Raw genomic sequence first — 17,504 nt, forward strand, 5'->3', positions numbered from 1 at the left:
GTTGCCTTGCCTTGAAATACGATTAATGTCGTCAACAATGCGGCTATAAATGTGCGTTGAGGTTTATTAACGTTGGACATTGAGCGTAAAACCGTTTTTACTATGCTTTCCAAAGATAGATTCCTGTGACAATACGACGTTGATAACCGCATTCTCGCAGTTTCTATCTTTGGTACAACCTACGACTCTCAGCCAAAAAGTGTCCACAGTATTGTTTTAATATCAATTTGGGTTATTATTTCTAGAGTCTATAGTGTTACTCTCCCCTGCTTAGCATATATTTAATAACATTTAAATTAGATACAAATAGTTAAGCTTATCCTAAAATGCCACTTAAATATACAGTGAACATTTGATAATAGGTTGTGTCTTTATGAATATGCGCTTCTGCACACTATCTAAGCTGTTTTTAATCATGTTCTTCTTGAATCTTTCTTTACCAGCAAACTCAATAACAACAGTTAAAATTGCCACAGGTGAGTATGTCCCATGGATATCTGAAAAGATGCAGCATTATGGCTTCGTTAGTCACATTATATCTGAGGCATTTGCTCGAGCAGGAAAGAAAGGAGATTATGCTGTTGTTTTCGAATTTTTACCATGGAAACGCGCTTTTGATCTTACAAAAAAAGGGGAATATCCCGCTACCTCTGCTTGGTTTTATACAGAAGAAAGAGCAAAACACTTTTTATACAGTGACTCTGTCATGACAGAGAAAGCTGTTTTCTTCTTTTTAAAAGAAAACCCACTTAAAAGCTGGAATACGTTAACTGACTTATCTGATCGGACTATTGGTGCAACTTCAGGGTATTCTTATACAGATGAGTTTTGGTCATTAGGCAAAGCTGGAAAGATTAAAATCCAAACGGCTTCTAGTGATGAGAAAAATATCAAAAAGCTTTTGGCAAAAAGAATTGACTTATTTCCTATAGGACTTGTGACAGGAAAAAGGCTACTTATGACAAAGTTTGATAAATCAGCACATTTGATTACATATCTTGAAGGGAAACCATTAATTGAAGCCAAAGGCCATTTGCTTTTTTCAAAAAAGTATCCTGCATCTGAAAAACTATTATCTGACTTTAATCAAGGTCTAAGTAAACTATCTGAAGAATTAGCAGATAAAAACGACTTACTAAATCCTAAAGACCCATTACCTAAAAATAGAAAGAAGATTGAACAGTGGTACATTAACCTTTTGAATGGAGGTTATATTAATAAAAACGAATGACTTTGAAGGTAACCATAAACCAACTCATCAAAGTCATTGCTAAGTACTATAGTGTGCCACTGCAAATAAAAGGGTAAAGAAATAGATAAAATTAACATGAATGAATCAGTACTGCTTATTGATTGAGCCTACAGCAATTAAAAAATAATTAATGATGCTGTTTACTGGAAATTTTTTCGAAAATTTTTCGGTATTTCGGTTTAGATATGAGCACCAAGATCAGAACCAAAGTATCAAACTTTAAAACCCCCATGAGGAGTCATAGTGGCTATAATACAACGAGGTTATTAGCTGAGACGGAAAAGGCTATCACTACGGGTCAAACATTGCGGTTGAACCATCTTGTTGATAATCCAATCAATAATACTTGGTTTACCTTATACTTTTATGGTAAATAAGATATTAATTAATGCCCACTATTAAAAAAAATATATGGCTAGCATTTTACTCTGTATTACTGACTTGGCTATTTTTTGGGGCGGTAGGTACTTACATATCATATAATTCGGCTTACAATGAAGTCGCTCTAGAACAACAAAATATTACTCTAATGACTGCAAACTCCTTAAGGTCATTACTGCGCCAGTATGAAGTTGTACTTGATATACTTGCTGCTGAACTGACGAGAGAGCATTCATTCCCAGATAAAAAAGCTGCTCAGCTGCTTATGGATTCAGCAATAAATATTGATGATTCCATGGTTGCATTTGGTGTGTTTCTTCCAAATGGGGCTGCATATGTAGCCTCATCCAACGTAAACCTACCTCTAGGTTATAATTTATTAAAACAGACTGAAAGTAAAGCCACCTTTATGCAAGCTTTGAGTGAAAACAAAATTGTACTGGGAAGAACTTACTACAACAAAGTTTTAAAAAGCCTAGTTTTACCAGTTCGTAAAGCATATTCAGATAAAAACGGTAAAGTAATATTTGTACTTTCATCTGCCGTTGATATAAAAAAAGGTTTTAATTTTTTTCTAAAGAATGCTCAAGAAAACAAATTAAGTAATACTTATCTATATAGAGAGAAAGATCGTTATTTCCAGATTGCACCTATTGAGCAGACCAACAATAAAGAAGCATACCTATATCAGATACCACAAAATGAAGTAGATAAATCTATTCAAAGAATAGAAGAAAAACTAAACATGAAATTTAACAAAATAAAAACTCACTACCCTGTCATAATCAATAAGCTTGAACATCCAAGCAGAAAATCATTGGCTGCTAGCATTTATTTACAACGCTATAATTTGTGGTTAGTCACGGAAACAAAGATTTCAGCCATTAACAATAAGTTCTTTAAAGATGCCTTAGTATTATTCTCAATATTATTTTCTTCGTTAGTTATCATATTTATTTTATTTCGCAACATCGCCACAAGTGAAAAAAGAAAAGAAAGTGCATTAAAATATCAAGCTACTCATGATTACCTAACCAATCTACACAATCGTTTCTACCTTGACCATTACTTTTCCATACAACAAAAACATAAACCTTTTTCTGTAATTTTCATCGACATGGATAACTTTAAAAGTGTTAATGATAGTTACGGCCATGAATTTGGTGATAAAATACTGATCCAAATCGCCTTAAGGCTAAAAAAACTATTATGTGATGATGATCTTCTTATTCGTTATAGTGGTGATGAGTTTATTGTTATTGTAATTGGCCAAGAAAATGTAGAACCTTTGTGCCTAAATGCATTAGCAAGCCTCCATAAACCATATCGCATCAGTGCTTTTGACTTGATACTAAGTGCTAGTATAGGTGTTGCATCATCACCTATTGATGGCTATGAGTTTGATGAAGTAAAACGATATGCTGATCTTGCTCTTTATGAGTCGAAGAAAAGCAGGAATACTATAACATTTTTTAAAACTCAACTTAAGGATATATATTTACAAAATTTAAAAATTGAGCATGAATTAAAACATGCTGTAACACAAAATGAATTATATATGTTGTATCAACCACAAATTGGTAGTAATGGTAAAATCCATGGTGTAGAAGCATTGATTCGGTGGAAAAATAAAAAACTAGGTTTTGTTTCACCAGATAAATTTATTAGCATTGCGGAATCATCGGGCGAAATACCTAGAATTGGAGAGTTTGTAATTAAACAATCATTGCAAGATATTTCCAATATATATAACGAAACAGGTGTTAAAATAGAGTTATCAATCAATATATCTATAAAACAATTCGTTCAAAAAAGGTTTATAGATAATTTAGAATCATCAATGAAACACCATTATTTTGATAATATGCGAATAATGCTGGAGGTTACTGAAAGTCTATTCATCGAAGATCTACTTGGTATCCAAAAGATTATGAGTAAGCTAAAAGAAAAAGGAATAGGAATTTCTCTTGATGACTTTGGCACTGGCTATTCCTCACTAAGCCTATTGAAGCGTTTACCAATAGATGAGCTGAAAATAGATAAAAGTTTTGTTGATGATATGTTAACAAACTCTAGTGCATACTCTATGGTTGAAGGAATCATAACTATAGCGAAAAAACTGGGCATGAGCATTGTAGCTGAAGGTGTTGAAACAGCTCAACAACATTTAGCGCTCAAAAAGCTTGGTTGTAATATTTTTCAAGGGTACTTTCACTCTAAACCATTGACAAAAGAAGATCTCAAAAAATTTATTTTTGATCAACAAAACTCATAGCTTCATGATAAGTAGTTTTCTCAGCCAATACTACGTTTTATCTCCTCAAAATTTTTAAAAGTCGTTCCTGAATGCCTTTTGCGGTCATGTGACTTAATACTTTCAAGGAGTGTACTTGATCATACCCCATTATATTTGTCTAATTAACTTCACCGTAAACTGTATAAACATACAGACCTTAATTGCTTAGGAATAATGACAATTTTGAAATTCATTATAAATTAACATCATTTCCTCCATCCCCAACTACTTTTCAAGTGAAAAAATGCTTTCGTTTATTACCACAAGGATGACGATAAATGAGTGATTACATTATTGGTGGGTGGACTCAAGATCTAAAAAACCCACCTAACCCGCTGTTTTCCTACACAATGTATGGGATGATCACTAACCTAGCATGGTTAACCTCTGGTCCTCCAACATCTGAACCACCACCAAGCTGGTGCTGGAGTCCTAAAGAGCAACATGCCCCAAGTAGTAAAAATAGCAAGGTTTTATGGACCTATGGTGGCGGTGGTGCAGGCCACAAAAATATGCCTGCTACCAGTAAAGATGTCAGCCAAATCATCAGCGCAGCCAATATTAATGGTTGGCAAGGTGTTGATTTTGATGATGAAAGCCAAATGAATGTCAATAATATCATCAATGCAATGCAAGATTTGGGGCAAGGCAAAAGCACGAGTTATACATTTCTTGCTGGGTGGGACTATAACAATCCAGATCAAAGTTCAGAAGGAAAAACAATCAACGATAACGTAGCGGCCATCGCCAAAGCAAATGTCTGTGATCGTTTCAACCTGATGTGCTATGGTGCCGCTATGTGGGATATGCCTACCATCAAGGCTAATGTACCTGCAGCAGTTGATAGAACCATTAAACTGGTTGGTGACTGTAAAAAAGTAGTTTTAGCGCTAACACCTGCAGGACTCAATAATGAAAATTTGGACTTTTTCTTAGAACAAGTTACCAGTAAACATTTAGGTGGTTTGTTTATTTGGAATTACACAGAACTCAGTAACGCTGATCTGAATAAAATAACCTCTACCTTAGGCATCAAGTAAACACTTTTAATGTTCTATGCCAGAAGACGAAGCAAAGTCTCTGGCATATGCTTTAAAATTCGTGTTATCTATCCGTCCCCAATAAGCACTTTTTTTTAGCCCAAAAAAATTACATATATCTTCTCTTTTAAAAAGCTATTTTTTCATGGTCTTTTATCCAAAGTCTGCATAATCTCTTTCGAGCACATCGAAACCCCTTACCTGTAGGCGTGATAGCAAAAAGTTTATATTTCAACCAAGTCACGTTAACATAAAGCCCTTGCTAAGCAAGTGCACTCACACACTTAATGGTTTGTACCAGCTAACCTGCAAGATATAAAAAACGCTATTTATAAACTGATGCGATAAAATGAAAAATTCAACCCAAATCAACTTTATTAGTGGACACCTTGATCTCACCAAAACAGAGTTTGATGTCTACTATCGCCCCAGAATAGACCAGGCACTCGCATGCAATGAAGCATTTGTGATAGGTGATGCTCGGGGTGCTGATACACTTGCACAACAGTATTTGCTTGGCAAAACAACTGCCGTCACTATTTACCACATGTTCACTTCGCCAAGAAATAATGTTGGGTTTAAAACAATTGGTGGTTTTCAATCAGATAGTGAGCGGGACAAACACATGACATTAGCCTCTACTCACGATATTGCTTGGGTTCGTCTTGGACGGGAAAACTCAGGGACACAAAAAAATCTTAACCGGCGAAAAAAACGCGTTGCTGGCAACAAACCCTAAAAAATGATTCGTGAAGGGTATATGTTGTCATTTTTCAATAATTAATATTTTTTATATACCCAATACGAATAATTTTTAGATGCAGCCATCGAATGACAAAACACCGTACGGCACCACAAAAATATACCCAATACGAATGGTTTTTAGGTGCGGCCATCGAGTGACGAAGCTCCATGAGCCTATATTAATAGGTGATTGGGGTGAGGAGTGAAGATAACAAAACCTAGAAATCATTCGTGAAGGGTATACTTGTCCAGTTTTCGGTTGTCAGCTCAATTGTAATGCCTTTACTATCTTCTTAGCGAACAGCCTAGGAGCCAAGCAATGCAAGTTACTGACCCGGAGACGGTAGCCACATACTACCAAGCCCTCATTGATAGAAATCCTCGTTTTGTTGGGATTTTCTTTGTGGGAGTCAAAACGACTTCAATATGCTGCATTGCAACCTGTAGAGCCAGAAAACCAAAGCGCGAAAACGTTGTGTTTTATACCACCTTTAAAGAGGCGCTTGACGCTGGCTATCGTCCCTGTAAAGTCTGCAGACCAACAGAAAATGCCAATGAAGCACCTAGCCAGGTACAGCACGCTATTAGCCTGGTGAGAAATAACCCCAAAAGGAAAGTCACTGACTGGCAACTTAAACAGCATAAAATTAGCCCTGAAGGGGTTCGTCGCTGGTTCAAAAAGCACTATGGAATGACCTTTCACACATTTCAACGTATGTATCGTATTAATAATGCTTTAGAAGAGCTTAAATCAGGAAAAACAGCCACGACAACAGCTTACGAAGCAGGCTACAACTCGTTAAGTGGCTTTGGTTACACTTACAAAAAAATTATTGGACAGTCACCTAAAAACAACAACACTATGCAAAACAATGTCATTGTTATTAACCGTTTTACCACACCACTCGGTCCCATGTTTGTCTGCGCAACAGAGCAAGGAGTATGTTTACTCGAATTTGTTGACCGACGTATGCTGGAAACTGAATTTAAAGACCTGCAACGATTAAAAAAGGCAACTATTATTGCGGGTGAAAATGGCTATACCCAACAAGCCCAACGTGAAATTAATGAGTATTTTTCAGGTAAAAGACAAATATTTGATGTCAAATTAGACACCCCTGGCACAGCATTCCAACAGTCCGTATGGCAATGTCTACAAACCATTCCCTATGGACAAACCGCCAGTTATCAGCAACAAGCTGAAAAACTAAACAAACCTAAAGCCGTTCGTGCTGTTGCTTCAGCCAATGGCCATAACCGAATTGCCATCATCATTCCTTGCCACCGGGTTATTGGAAAAGATGGAAAACTGGTCGGATATGCGGGAGGGTTAGAACGTAAACAGTGGTTATTGGAGCATGAGCAAAAGTTTGCAGCAGCACAGTGAAGGCGAAGCCTTCACTGCATTTCCTTCTTTTTGTTTTGGGTATATAAAATAGGATGAGTTTAAACTACAAGCTCTTTTTAGGATCTAAGGTTTCAACTTGATCAAACCCAAGTTTCTGCCACTGTCCCTTCATTTTCTTCAAATCACCTACCACTACCCAAATCATTTCTTGTGGGCGTAAAAACTGTTGTGTTACCTGTCGTACAGTTTTTAAAGGCACACGCTGTACTTGCTGATCAAATTGGTGGAGCTCATCCAATGGCTTATCTTTCTGGATTTGCCCAACCATTAAGCTCAATACCGCATCGTTTGTCTGCAACTCACCCGCTCGGCTCCTTAGCCAGTTTTGTTTTATTTTATCTAGCTCCGATTGCGAGGCAGGCTTCTTACCCAGATACCCTTTCACTTCTTTTTGAATTTCCTGCAAAGCAGGTATGGTCTTATCAGTTTGTACTGAGGTAACCATCATTAATGGTGACTGCCCCTCTGCTTCCTGCAAATAACTATAAGCCCCATAAGACCAGTGTTTATCTTCACGCAAATTAGTGTTTAATCGAGCACTGAATTGTCCACCAAAAATATCATTCATGATACGCAGTGGTATTTCACTCTTGTCATGAATAGACAATAACTGTCCTACATAAATAACTGACTGATCCGCTTCAGGCTTATCAATTAAATACAACTTACGTTGCTTAGTTGGTTGAACTTGCGGAATTTGTTTTTGGGGCAACACTTGTTCAGGCTTTTGCCATTTTGCAAACTGGCGCTCCAATGTTGCTTTTAGTTGCACCTCCGAAATATCGCCCACTACCACCAACTGGCTGTTATCAGGTCTGATCCAAGCCTGGTGAAACTGTTTTAACTGAGCGGGTGTTACTCTTTTAATGTCATCCTCTCGCCCACTTGCCGTCCAGGGGGTACTATAAGGATGCTGTTTACCATAAAGCAGCTCTGGCAAAATACGCATTGCCATACTATGGGGTTCAGCTTTTTCCTGAGCAATACGATCCAGCCAGTTTGACTGTTTGCGTTTAAAATCTTCCTGATTAAATGCTGGATTTTGCAACACATCCACTGCAATCGCCAAACTGGGTTCAAACTGGTCACGTATTGCCGTTAGTTGAAAAACTGATGTATCAATATCAGTGTATGAATAAAATGATGCCCCTAACTCATCCAGCTCATTTTCGAGTTCAATAACTGATCGCTGCTGAGTCCCTTCACGCATCATTGACAAGGTTAAATCAGCGATCCCTGAAGGCAACCCTTGCTCAGCCGCTAATCCTGCATCAAAAAGCCACGCCATGCTCAAAGTAGGCGTCCCTGTGCGTTGAGCCAGTGAAACCTGAATGCCATTACTTAATGTAAAGGTTTTAAATTCTGGTAATTGAACTGGCTTTATATCGCCCACTTTAGGCAACTTAGAGCGGTCGGCTCCCAATTTTGCATGAGTATATTCAGGAAAAGGCGTTACCGTGATCACCAACTTACCCTTATCCAACCACTGCTGAGCCGCTTGCTGTAATGCCTCAGGCTCAACTGTAGCTTGATAATGCACACGATCATAATAGGTGGTTGGATTTTGGCTATAAAACTCGTTTTCAGCCAAAATATCTGAAACGCCACCAAAACCACCCACTCGTTCAGCGCTCTCTATAAAGCCTGCAACTTGACTATTAATAACCCGTTGTAAATCCTGTTTAGAAGGCAGTTGTTGCTTAATTTTATCCAATTCTTCCTGAATAACAGCCTCAATCTGCTGGGTATCTACACCTGGTTTAGCATCAGCAATAATGACAAATTGCCCACCCAGCAATCGAGCATAGCTGAATGCTGCAACACTGGACGCCAGCTGATCTTTTTGTACCAAACGCTGATACAAAGGAGATTGTTTACCGCCCCCTAGTAGCGCAGCCAAAAGATCTAACTCACGTTCAGCAGCCGTTTCTTTGGCTGGGATATTCCACACCATGGCAACCCGTGCTTGTGGTACGCGATCCTGAATCGTATAACGTTTAGTATCCGTTAATTTCGCCACCCACTGTTCGGGTTTTGCCAGTGGCGGTCCCGCAGGAATATCGCCAAAATACTTACTCACTTTGGCCTTAGCTGTCGCCACATCAATATCGCCCGCCAGCACTAAAACGGCATTAGACGGTCCATAATAACGCTTAAACCATTTTTTTACGTCGTCTAATGAGGCCGCATTTAAGTCATCCATTGAACCAATCGTATCCCAAGAGTAAGGATGTCCCTCTGGGTAGCTGGCCGTAAATAACAAATCCCACATTTTGCCATAAGGGCTGTTATCACCCTGGCGTTTTTCATTTTTGACAACGCCACGTTGCTCATCAAGTTTCGCCTGGCTAATACTCCCCAGGAAATGCCCCATCCGATCTGATTCCATCCATAAAGCCATATCCAGCGCATTAGTGGGTACTGTTTCAAAATAGTTGGTTCGATCAGCGTTAGTCGTTCCGTTTTGTGCTGTGGCTCCCGCCTTCTCAAAAGGCTCAAAAAATTCACCTTTAAAGTGTTCAGACCCTTGAAACATTAAATGCTCAAATAAATGGGCAAACCCTGTTTTACCTGGTTTTTCATCTTTTGAACCCACCTTGTACCAAAGATTCACCGCAACCACTGGTGCTTTGCGGTCTTCATGAACAATGACTGTCAAACCATTGGGCAAGGTAAACTTTTCATAGGCAAGCTGGGGTAAACTCGACAGTAAGTCAGGCTGTTGTTGTTTTACTGGTGATATTGACTGACAGCCTTGCAATAATGCCACAGAAACAGCAATGGAGAGAAATGAGCGACGGAGCCGCAACTTCATAAATTACTCCTTGTTTTTCAACAAACGTACCCATATGGGTTTAAGCGGGTTTTATAACCCCACATAAAAGGCAAAATGAAACGTATGTTCCCCTTGTTTAAGGCTTATATGCCCCAAAGCGAAGGACATCCCCTAAAAAATAAGGGCAATAAAAAAATAAACACACATTATTTTTTTAAACTGCTTAGGTTGGTTTATTAAACACTGAAAAAGTTCACAAGGACAGTCTATTAATTATATTTAATAAATCATCATCGCTACCCAAACAGATACATTAAGCTTATTGCTTTAGCACAGTTTAGCGCCATTGGGCACCGCCTGTTCTGGCGAGGTAATAACAACTGAACCATCGTCACGGTGAAAACCTGTCAATAAAAACTCAGAACGCATTGGCCCAATTTGTTTTACTGGAAAGTTAACAACGCCTAATATTTGACGGCCAATCAATGTTTCAGGCGTATAAAGATCGGTGATTTGGGCACTGGTCTTACGCACACCAAATTCTGGTCCAAAGTCAACATGGATAATATACGCAGGCTTTCGTGCTTCCGGAAATGGCTGCACCTCAACAACGGTTCCAACTCTTAGCTCAACTTTTGCAAAGTCTTCCCAGGATATTGTCTCAGACATAGAATAATTCCTCCCTTAATAGGCGGTAGTGAATGTAACACAGTATACCAATAAGTGATTACTCGCCAAGGTCATACTCAAACTGACCAAATAGAGTAAAACGAAGAAACACTGTATACTGTAGTACAGTTGAAGCAACGTTTGTAATCAGGGCAACAAAGCCATTAGATCGCATGTTTAATACATTTAAACTACGCCCTGTTTTAGTACATTTTTTTAGTTGGAGTCGATTATGAAACCAGGTGCTACTGGTATTCGCCGTCTTATCAATGCAACACGATATTCATACCAGGGTTTAACTTCAGCCTGGCATCATGAAGCAGCGATTCGCCAAGAAATTGTACTTATTACAGTGCTAACCCCATTAGCGATTTGGCTTGATGTAACAACCATCGAACGCATTTTACTCATAGGTAGCCTGCTTTTATTATTAATCGTAGAGCTGCTTAACTCAGCCATTGAAACGGTTGTTGACCGGATTGGTTCCGACTTTCATGAACTCAGTGGGCGAGCTAAAGATACTGGGTCTGCAGCCGTGTTGATCACATTACTGCTAGTCACCATGACCTGGGGAATGATTTTATTCAATCACTTTTATTAACAGTAAAAAAATACCACTTACTGTTATAAAGTGCACTATTCATACTCCAAGGAAGGGGTTACCGCGTATTCAACGGCGATTATGCAGACTTTGGTTAAAGGCCATTAATAATCAATTATACCCAATACGAATGGTTTTTAGCTACGGCCATTGAGTGACGAAGCCCCATGAGCCTATATTAATAGGTGATTGGGGTGAGGAGTGAAGATAACAAAACCTAGAAATCATTCGTGAAGGGTATAGCTCTTTTTTAATAACGTTATACCAGCGTCATAATAACCTTTTACAGTGCTCAGATTTATATCACCTTGTATACCCTTCACGAATCATTTTTTAGGGATTGTTTATGAGTCTGATCAACCGTATTGTAAAACGTTATTTTACTTGTCTTTTTTTCTTTTCAGCGTTGTTATCTCTAACCACAGCTTCGCTGTACGCAAAGCATTTATATCCAGAGTGGGTTATTCACGCAAACATTGAAACAGAGCGTTTTTTTGATGATGCCGCGAATGGTTTTGCTGATGCTGATGACCCCGCACTCTGGTATAACCATAAAAACCCATCTCAGAGTTTAATTATTGGCACCTTAAAAAAAGGTGGTTTAGCAAGCTTTACACTTAATGGAAAGTTAAGGCAGCAAATATTTCCTGACGCTAATAAAATACCCACTAGTCGTTATAACAACGTTGATGTCATCCATGCAGTTAACATAAACCAACAACCCCTGGATATCATTATTACCACCGATCGAGGACAAGACAGGTTACGTTTTTTTCATCTATCGGCGAAGCAACGATTAATGCGAAATATAACGGCAACTGACGTACCAATGATTTTTTCAACGTTAGAGACACTGCCTTTACAACGAAGTGCCTATGGACTTGCAAGTTATTACGAACATCAACAACAACAGTTATGGGCATTTGTCTCACAGCGTAAACAAAATCAACTGGCCATACTACAGATTCAGCCAACCACTTCAGGCTTATTAAGCTATCAGGTCGTAAAACAAATAGCCTTACCCAGTCAATTCACGTTAAGCAATGGACAACAGTGGACACCTTGTTTAAGTGACGATAATGAACAACCTCAAATAGAGGGTATGGTCTTTGATAAACACAGCAAGCAGCTTTATGCTGCCCAGGAACAAGTCGGGATCTGGCGTGTTGACCCTTTTGGTAAGCAGTCCCCCGAGCTAATTGACCGTGTTGCAAGCTTTGGTATCCCCTACTCTCGCATCTGGAATCATGACGAAGAGGAATACCACTGTAATTTACTTCAGCCCTTACCCAAACACCGTCCTTTAGTAGCTGATGTTGAAGGCTTAGCACTATTTCAGCACCATCAACAACGCTTATTGCTTGCCTCCAGTCAAGGGAGTGATCGTATTGTCGTGTATAGGTTGAGTCATCATCATGCGCCTTATTCTGTTACACCTATTGCTACATTAAAAATTTTAGGAACAGATCATAAACAGGTAAAACATACAGATGGACTTTCCACTTTCCCCTATTATTTAGGGAAAGATTTTCCTTATGGGGTGCTCATTGTCCATGATGGAGAAGCCGGTGAAAAAAGTTATCTTAATGATAATCAGGTTCGAGACGCAACAAACTTTAAACTTATATCATGGGGTCAAATACAACAAAAGTTAATACAATAGCCTTTAGTAAAAAAAAACATTATAAAGGTTCAAACCCTGAGCCCTGGTTTTTGTTTTCATCGTTTTCTGGTAATCTCTCAGCAAATATTTTAATCAATACAGATTAAGGCCTGTTAACACTGTTTGAATATCACTTTTACCGTCATAACAGTGTTAACAGGCCCTAGCAAAGGGTAAAAAGCAATGTCAGAAAGCTGGGATGATTATGCAGAGATATGGGATAGCAATCCTGATGTGACCACTTATGCAAACCACGCATTTGAATCACTTTTAAAGACAGTAAACCCAAAAGGACTTCGTATCCTCGACTTTGGCTGTGGTACAGGCCAGCTCACCGAACGTTTATCACCTTTAGCAACGGAAATTGTCGCACTAGACTCGTCACCTAAAATGATCGAGATTCTTCGACAAAAAAATTTACCCAATGTTGTTACCCTTAGCACATTACTCACTGAGTCCACTCTTGAGGAAGAAAAATCATTACATTCCCCCTTCGATTTAATTGTAGCCTCATCTGTCTTTGGCTTTTTACCTAACTATACTGATACCCTGGCGCTATTAGCCACTCTACTTAAACCCAGTGGTTTTCTTATTCAGTGGGACTGGCTCAAAACAGATGAACAATCAGACTTTGGATTAAGTAAACAGTCTGTTGAACAAGCATTGCAAAACGCAGAACTTTCGGTTGTCTCGCTAAACCAACCTTTTGCACTGGAAGGGCAAGGTCAAACTATGCCTGTACTGATGGGCATTGCCCAAAAGCAAACTTAAGGGCACAACTAATGCCGTGTAGTCATTCTACATAAATAACTTGTAACACCGCTAGGTGGAAAAATAATCACAGCCCGATGGGTGATATTCAAATAGTGTTAACAGGCCCTAAGTAATTTATTTAAAATATGAGGCACTGATTTCTTCAATAGTGCCTTCGTTAATTAACCTGCTCAATGCATCTTGAAAAGCTTGCTTTTTCTTTAAGTAAGGTGATTTTTTTGAAATTGCTATGTGCAGCTTAACATTATTATTTGGCTTATATGTAAGCTTTTCAAAAAGCGTTTGGTAAGATGACTGAGCAATTTCATAATCAGCCTGGCAGTCAGTACCAATAATGAGTTGTATGCGATCAAGTGCTAACATTTCCAAAAGTTGTCTCTCTGTACCCACACCTTTTTTCGTGATCTTTTCATCCTGATCAAAAGGAAAAAAGTATGCTGACCCTATAACAAAGCCTATTTTGTAATAATATAAATCTTCATAGTTTTCAATATGAAAGTCATTTCTCTTATTTTTATAAAATACTGTTGAACACGAATAGTAGGCAGGATAAATATACTGCATATATTTTGCTCTTTCGTCCCGATAGGCTAGCCCCCCATCATGTCTACAATTCCTTCTTTCATCATCCGTAAACATCGTCCCCAGGGGCAACGAACAAAGGTCACTTTTGCATCCATCTGTTGTCCTATGCGGTCCCAGAGGTCAATATCAATACCCGAATATTGATTTTTATTAAGCATTCTGAAAGGCGGCCAAGCATCAAGCGCAACTTTAATCTCTGACGACCGCTCATTTGTTGCTTCCAAACCACCCACATAAGTAGCTATCCAGCTCACTAATAGTGTAATGCTAATATGCAGGCAACGTTTCCTCATTAATGATCACTCATTTATCAGTCGGCAGATAAGAAAAAAATGTACTTCAATTATAAATCAGCTCACTACGTTACAACATATTGTACATTTACTCTGTTTCACTATTTGAAAACCCACATAAACCTGGGCCTATGTGGGTTTACTAAAAAGTCGGATGAAATGAATACCATTAGGCAATACTTGGAAAGCATAAACACTGTATACATAGTACATTTATTGTGTTGTTAGAGTTTTATAGTATCCTTTGCTACCGACTTTTTAGTAATTAACAACAAAGCGACTACGCAGCAAGTCTTATTCAATAATAACTTGATCAGGGCTCCCCTGGCAGTCAAATTTCGCTACATGCTCATTTCGACCTAAGGTTATTGGTGTGCCCGCATCGGCATCCCATTGAAACCCACACAACTGATCATCAATATACGTCGTTATCTGCTGATCATTTATTTGGAGAGAGTCGCCATCATCAGTACAATCAAACTTGGCAACATGCTCACTTGCTTCCAGTGTTAATGGTGTTCCTTTATCCACATCCCACTGTAAAGAACAGCCTGAATTAAAAATATTTGCATATATTTTATTCCCTTTAATAAATAAAGGATCCGCATGACCATCACAGTCAAATTTTGCAACATGCTCATTAGAACCTAATGTTGCTGGTGTGCCCGTATTAACGTCCCACTCCAAACCACACTTTTTACCACCAATATTGGCATAAACTCGATTAATGTTAATGTCACCGACTAATGGCAAGCCATCTAAACGCCAATGAATATCAGACATTACACCAAAGAAGTTGAGTATAGTTGGAACAATGTAAGTTTGTGCAGGCAATCCATATATTCCATCAAAGTGCTTATTAGGTAATGCAACAATTTTTTTATACTTTTCATTAAGTGGTTTATTACTGGCAATAAAAATGGTCTTTTCCTGTTTGGTTTGGCTACCATGACCTTTTCCCATAAAATCACGGCCATGATCGGTCGTCACCAATACTAACCAATTTTCACCAAATGTTTGCTCTCGATGGGCTACAGCATCCAATAACCTACCCAGACGTTTATCTGAACGTATTATAGAGTCATCATATTCTTGCCCAAAACCATGGCTATGCCCTGCTGCATCTGGTTCATCTAAATGTAAAAAGATAAAGTCAGGGGAATCATGGTAAAGTACACTTAATGTACGGTCTACGTTATCATCATCACTCCCACCTTCAGCATGGCTTGATAAAAATGACATATCATTCTTAAAAAACTGAGTATGAATAGGTCCCCATGTTGAAAATCCAAAGAGTTTTAATTGACTATTAGCGTTGTATAAATAACGATAAATACTTGGCCAGTTTGAGTTTGCTAATCCATCAGTGTTATTTGCAATACCATGTTTATTTTTCCATACTCCCGTTAAAATTGTCGTCCAGCCTGGACCACTGACCGTTTTTTGTTCTGATTTATTGCCTGCAACACCACCTGTATAAGCTTTAACAATATTTAGCCTGTCAAACCCAGGTGTATCCAATGCTATAACACGCTCGTATTGTGTACCATCAATACCTACTAAGAGTACTTTTTTTTCACCATTTGCAGCAAAACTAAAAACAGAAAGCATAACAAGTATGCCAGCAATGAATAATTTACTGGTTATTCTTTTGCACTTACCCATAAAATTCCCTTAAAAATGCCATCCTTCAATTAGAAAAACAAAAATCAAAATAAACAAAAAAATTAAACTTCTGCTAAAACAAAACCTACTATGACTATCACCAATGACACTTTTAAATCGTTTTATTGACGATTAGATTTCATAAAAAGTACTTTTTCGATATCCAGTATGTTTATGTACCACTATACCTAGCGTAAAGGTTATATACTCAGAACAAAGGGTTTTAGTAGATGATATAAATAGTGAAAGGAGCGCTGTATTCGAGCAAGGCTGTGTACTAGAGCAAGGCATAACACTATTCAACTCGTCGTAAATCCATCCCTGGAGACTCAGCTGCCGCCTCCATGCGGCAGATGGTTGAGTAATGTTAAACCTTACTCTTTTATACCACTTTCAAAGCTTACTCTAATAGATAAAAAACCCCCATGTTTCCATGGAGGCTTTTTTCTACACATTAAATATATTATTTAACTTTCCATGTTGTCGCTAATATAGGAGATATTACTTCCTGAATATCGGATTTTATTGCTCCACTCTCATCTAAAGGATCAGCAAATCCAGCCATGGCATTCACAAGTTGACTTACTTGATCACGCTGCAAGACAGCTGCATCCGTTTCAATTTCATCGAGTTGATATTTTTCATTAGAGTACCAGTTCTGAATAGTTACTTGATCATCACTCCCCAAAATATCAACAACAAGGTGATTTTCAGATCGTTTTAACCAAATATTTTCTTTGGATAAAGAAGACAAGTGCAGCTTGTCACTTCCTTTATTATCATAATTATTCAATGTATCAGCACCGTCTCCTACATTGAACTGGTAAATATCATCACCTTCGCCACCTTCCAGGTAATCGTTGCCTTTGCCACCAATTAGGACATCATTGCCTTTACCAGCTTTTATTAAATTACTACCTTGATCACCATTTATTTTATCGTCTTTATCTGAGCCAGAAATTCGTGATAGCACGGGCAGTGTATTTAAAAACTCTTCCTGAGTAAGCACTTCACCATCAGCAAATTCAAACTGGTCAACCTGATACCAATAACTCTCAAACCAGTTATTCAGTGTTAACTGATCATTACTGCCATCCAACTGTATAAGTAGGTTTTTACCTTCTTTAATTAGCTGTAATTTCTCCAGCGTGACACCTTCACCAAATACCACAGTATCCGTATACGTATCTTTGTTGTACGTATCATAATGTTTCACCAGATCCTGACCTGATCCATAACCAAATAAAATACGATCATTGCCGTTACCACCTTCCAGGATATCGTTCCCTTCACCGCCATCTAAAACATCATCACCAGCATCGCCCTTCAGGCTATCATTACCGGCGCCACCGGTTAA

Annotated in this window: 14 protein-coding genes; 8 read left to right on the forward strand and 6 right to left on the reverse strand. The window is 38.4% G+C overall.

The window, feature by feature from the left end; genetic code table 11:
- Positions 1–373: 373 nt before the first annotated feature.
- From F607_RS30440 to F607_RS0118490, 5 genes are all read left to right on the forward strand, one after another.
- Positions 374–1,231: a substrate-binding periplasmic protein gene (locus tag F607_RS30440; RefSeq protein WP_051311619.1), complete on the forward strand. Its 858-nt coding sequence runs from the start codon at positions 374–376 to the stop codon at positions 1,229–1,231.
- A 409-nt stretch (positions 1,232–1,640) separates the two neighbouring features.
- Positions 1,641–3,908 (forward strand): bifunctional diguanylate cyclase/phosphodiesterase, encoded by a 2,268-nt coding sequence (locus tag F607_RS30445; protein ID WP_038291798.1) that lies wholly within the window; start codon positions 1,641–1,643, stop codon positions 3,906–3,908.
- Positions 3,909–4,207: 299 nt separating this feature from the next.
- Entirely contained in the window at positions 4,208–4,969 is a 762-nt protein-coding gene (locus tag F607_RS0118480; protein ID WP_027709276.1) for a glycoside hydrolase family 18 protein, read from the forward strand.
- Positions 4,970–5,318: 349 nt separating this feature from the next.
- Positions 5,319–5,708, forward strand: coding sequence for a hypothetical protein (locus tag F607_RS0118485; RefSeq protein ID WP_027709277.1), 390 nt, complete (start codon positions 5,319–5,321; stop codon positions 5,706–5,708).
- 324 nt (positions 5,709–6,032) lie between these two features.
- Positions 6,033–7,100: a bifunctional transcriptional activator/DNA repair enzyme AdaA gene (locus tag F607_RS0118490; RefSeq protein ID WP_027709278.1), complete on the forward strand. Its 1,068-nt coding sequence runs from the start codon at positions 6,033–6,035 to the stop codon at positions 7,098–7,100.
- Between the two features lie 64 nt (positions 7,101–7,164).
- On the opposite strand, the gene F607_RS0118495 is transcribed toward F607_RS0118490, so the two are convergent.
- Positions 7,165–9,936 carry a M16 family metallopeptidase gene (locus F607_RS0118495; protein WP_038291799.1) on the reverse strand — a complete coding sequence of 924 codons (2,772 nt, stop codon included), beginning with the start codon at positions 9,934–9,936 and terminating at the stop codon, positions 7,165–7,167.
- A 288-nt stretch (positions 9,937–10,224) separates the two neighbouring features.
- Positions 10,225–10,566 carry a tRNA-binding protein gene (locus tag F607_RS0118500; RefSeq protein WP_027709280.1) on the reverse strand — a complete coding sequence of 114 codons (342 nt, stop codon included), beginning with the start codon at positions 10,564–10,566 and terminating at the stop codon, positions 10,225–10,227.
- 232 nt (positions 10,567–10,798) lie between these two features.
- On the opposite strand from F607_RS0118500, the gene F607_RS0118505 reads away from it, so the two are divergent.
- From F607_RS0118505 to F607_RS0118515, 3 genes are all read left to right on the forward strand, one after another.
- Positions 10,799–11,167 carry a diacylglycerol kinase gene (locus tag F607_RS0118505; protein WP_027709281.1) on the forward strand — a complete coding sequence of 123 codons (369 nt, stop codon included), beginning with the start codon at positions 10,799–10,801 and terminating at the stop codon, positions 11,165–11,167.
- 346 nt (positions 11,168–11,513) lie between these two features.
- Positions 11,514–12,830 carry a phytase gene (locus tag F607_RS0118510; RefSeq protein ID WP_027709282.1) on the forward strand — a complete coding sequence of 439 codons (1,317 nt, stop codon included), beginning with the start codon at positions 11,514–11,516 and terminating at the stop codon, positions 12,828–12,830.
- A gap of 183 nt (positions 12,831–13,013) precedes the next feature.
- On the forward strand, positions 13,014–13,601 hold the full coding sequence (locus F607_RS0118515; protein WP_027709283.1) for a class I SAM-dependent DNA methyltransferase: 588 nt from the start codon (positions 13,014–13,016) through the stop codon (positions 13,599–13,601).
- A 117-nt stretch (positions 13,602–13,718) separates the two neighbouring features.
- On the opposite strand, the gene F607_RS33015 is transcribed toward F607_RS0118515, so the two are convergent.
- The 4 genes from F607_RS33015 to F607_RS0118530 form a co-directional block, all read right to left on the reverse strand.
- Complete coding sequence (locus F607_RS33015) at positions 13,719–14,243, reverse strand: substrate-binding periplasmic protein (protein WP_084611320.1); 525 nt, start codon at positions 14,241–14,243, stop codon at positions 13,719–13,721.
- Positions 14,195–14,482 carry a substrate-binding periplasmic protein gene (locus tag F607_RS35835; protein ID WP_084611321.1) on the reverse strand — a complete coding sequence of 96 codons (288 nt, stop codon included), beginning with the start codon at positions 14,480–14,482 and terminating at the stop codon, positions 14,195–14,197. Before F607_RS35835 ends, F607_RS33015 begins: the two co-directional genes overlap by 49 nt.
- A gap of 294 nt (positions 14,483–14,776) precedes the next feature.
- Positions 14,777–16,147, reverse strand: a complete 1,371-nt coding sequence (locus tag F607_RS0118525; protein WP_157365527.1) for an alkaline phosphatase family protein — start codon at positions 16,145–16,147, stop codon at positions 14,777–14,779.
- Between the two features lie 463 nt (positions 16,148–16,610).
- Positions 16,611–17,504 (reverse strand): calcium-binding protein (locus F607_RS0118530; RefSeq protein WP_027709285.1); only part of this gene is annotated, 894 nt, incomplete at its 5' end.

It is taken from the genome of Zooshikella ganghwensis DSM 15267 (assembly GCF_000428585.1).
GTDB lineage: Bacteria > Pseudomonadota > Gammaproteobacteria > Pseudomonadales > Zooshikellaceae > Zooshikella > Zooshikella ganghwensis.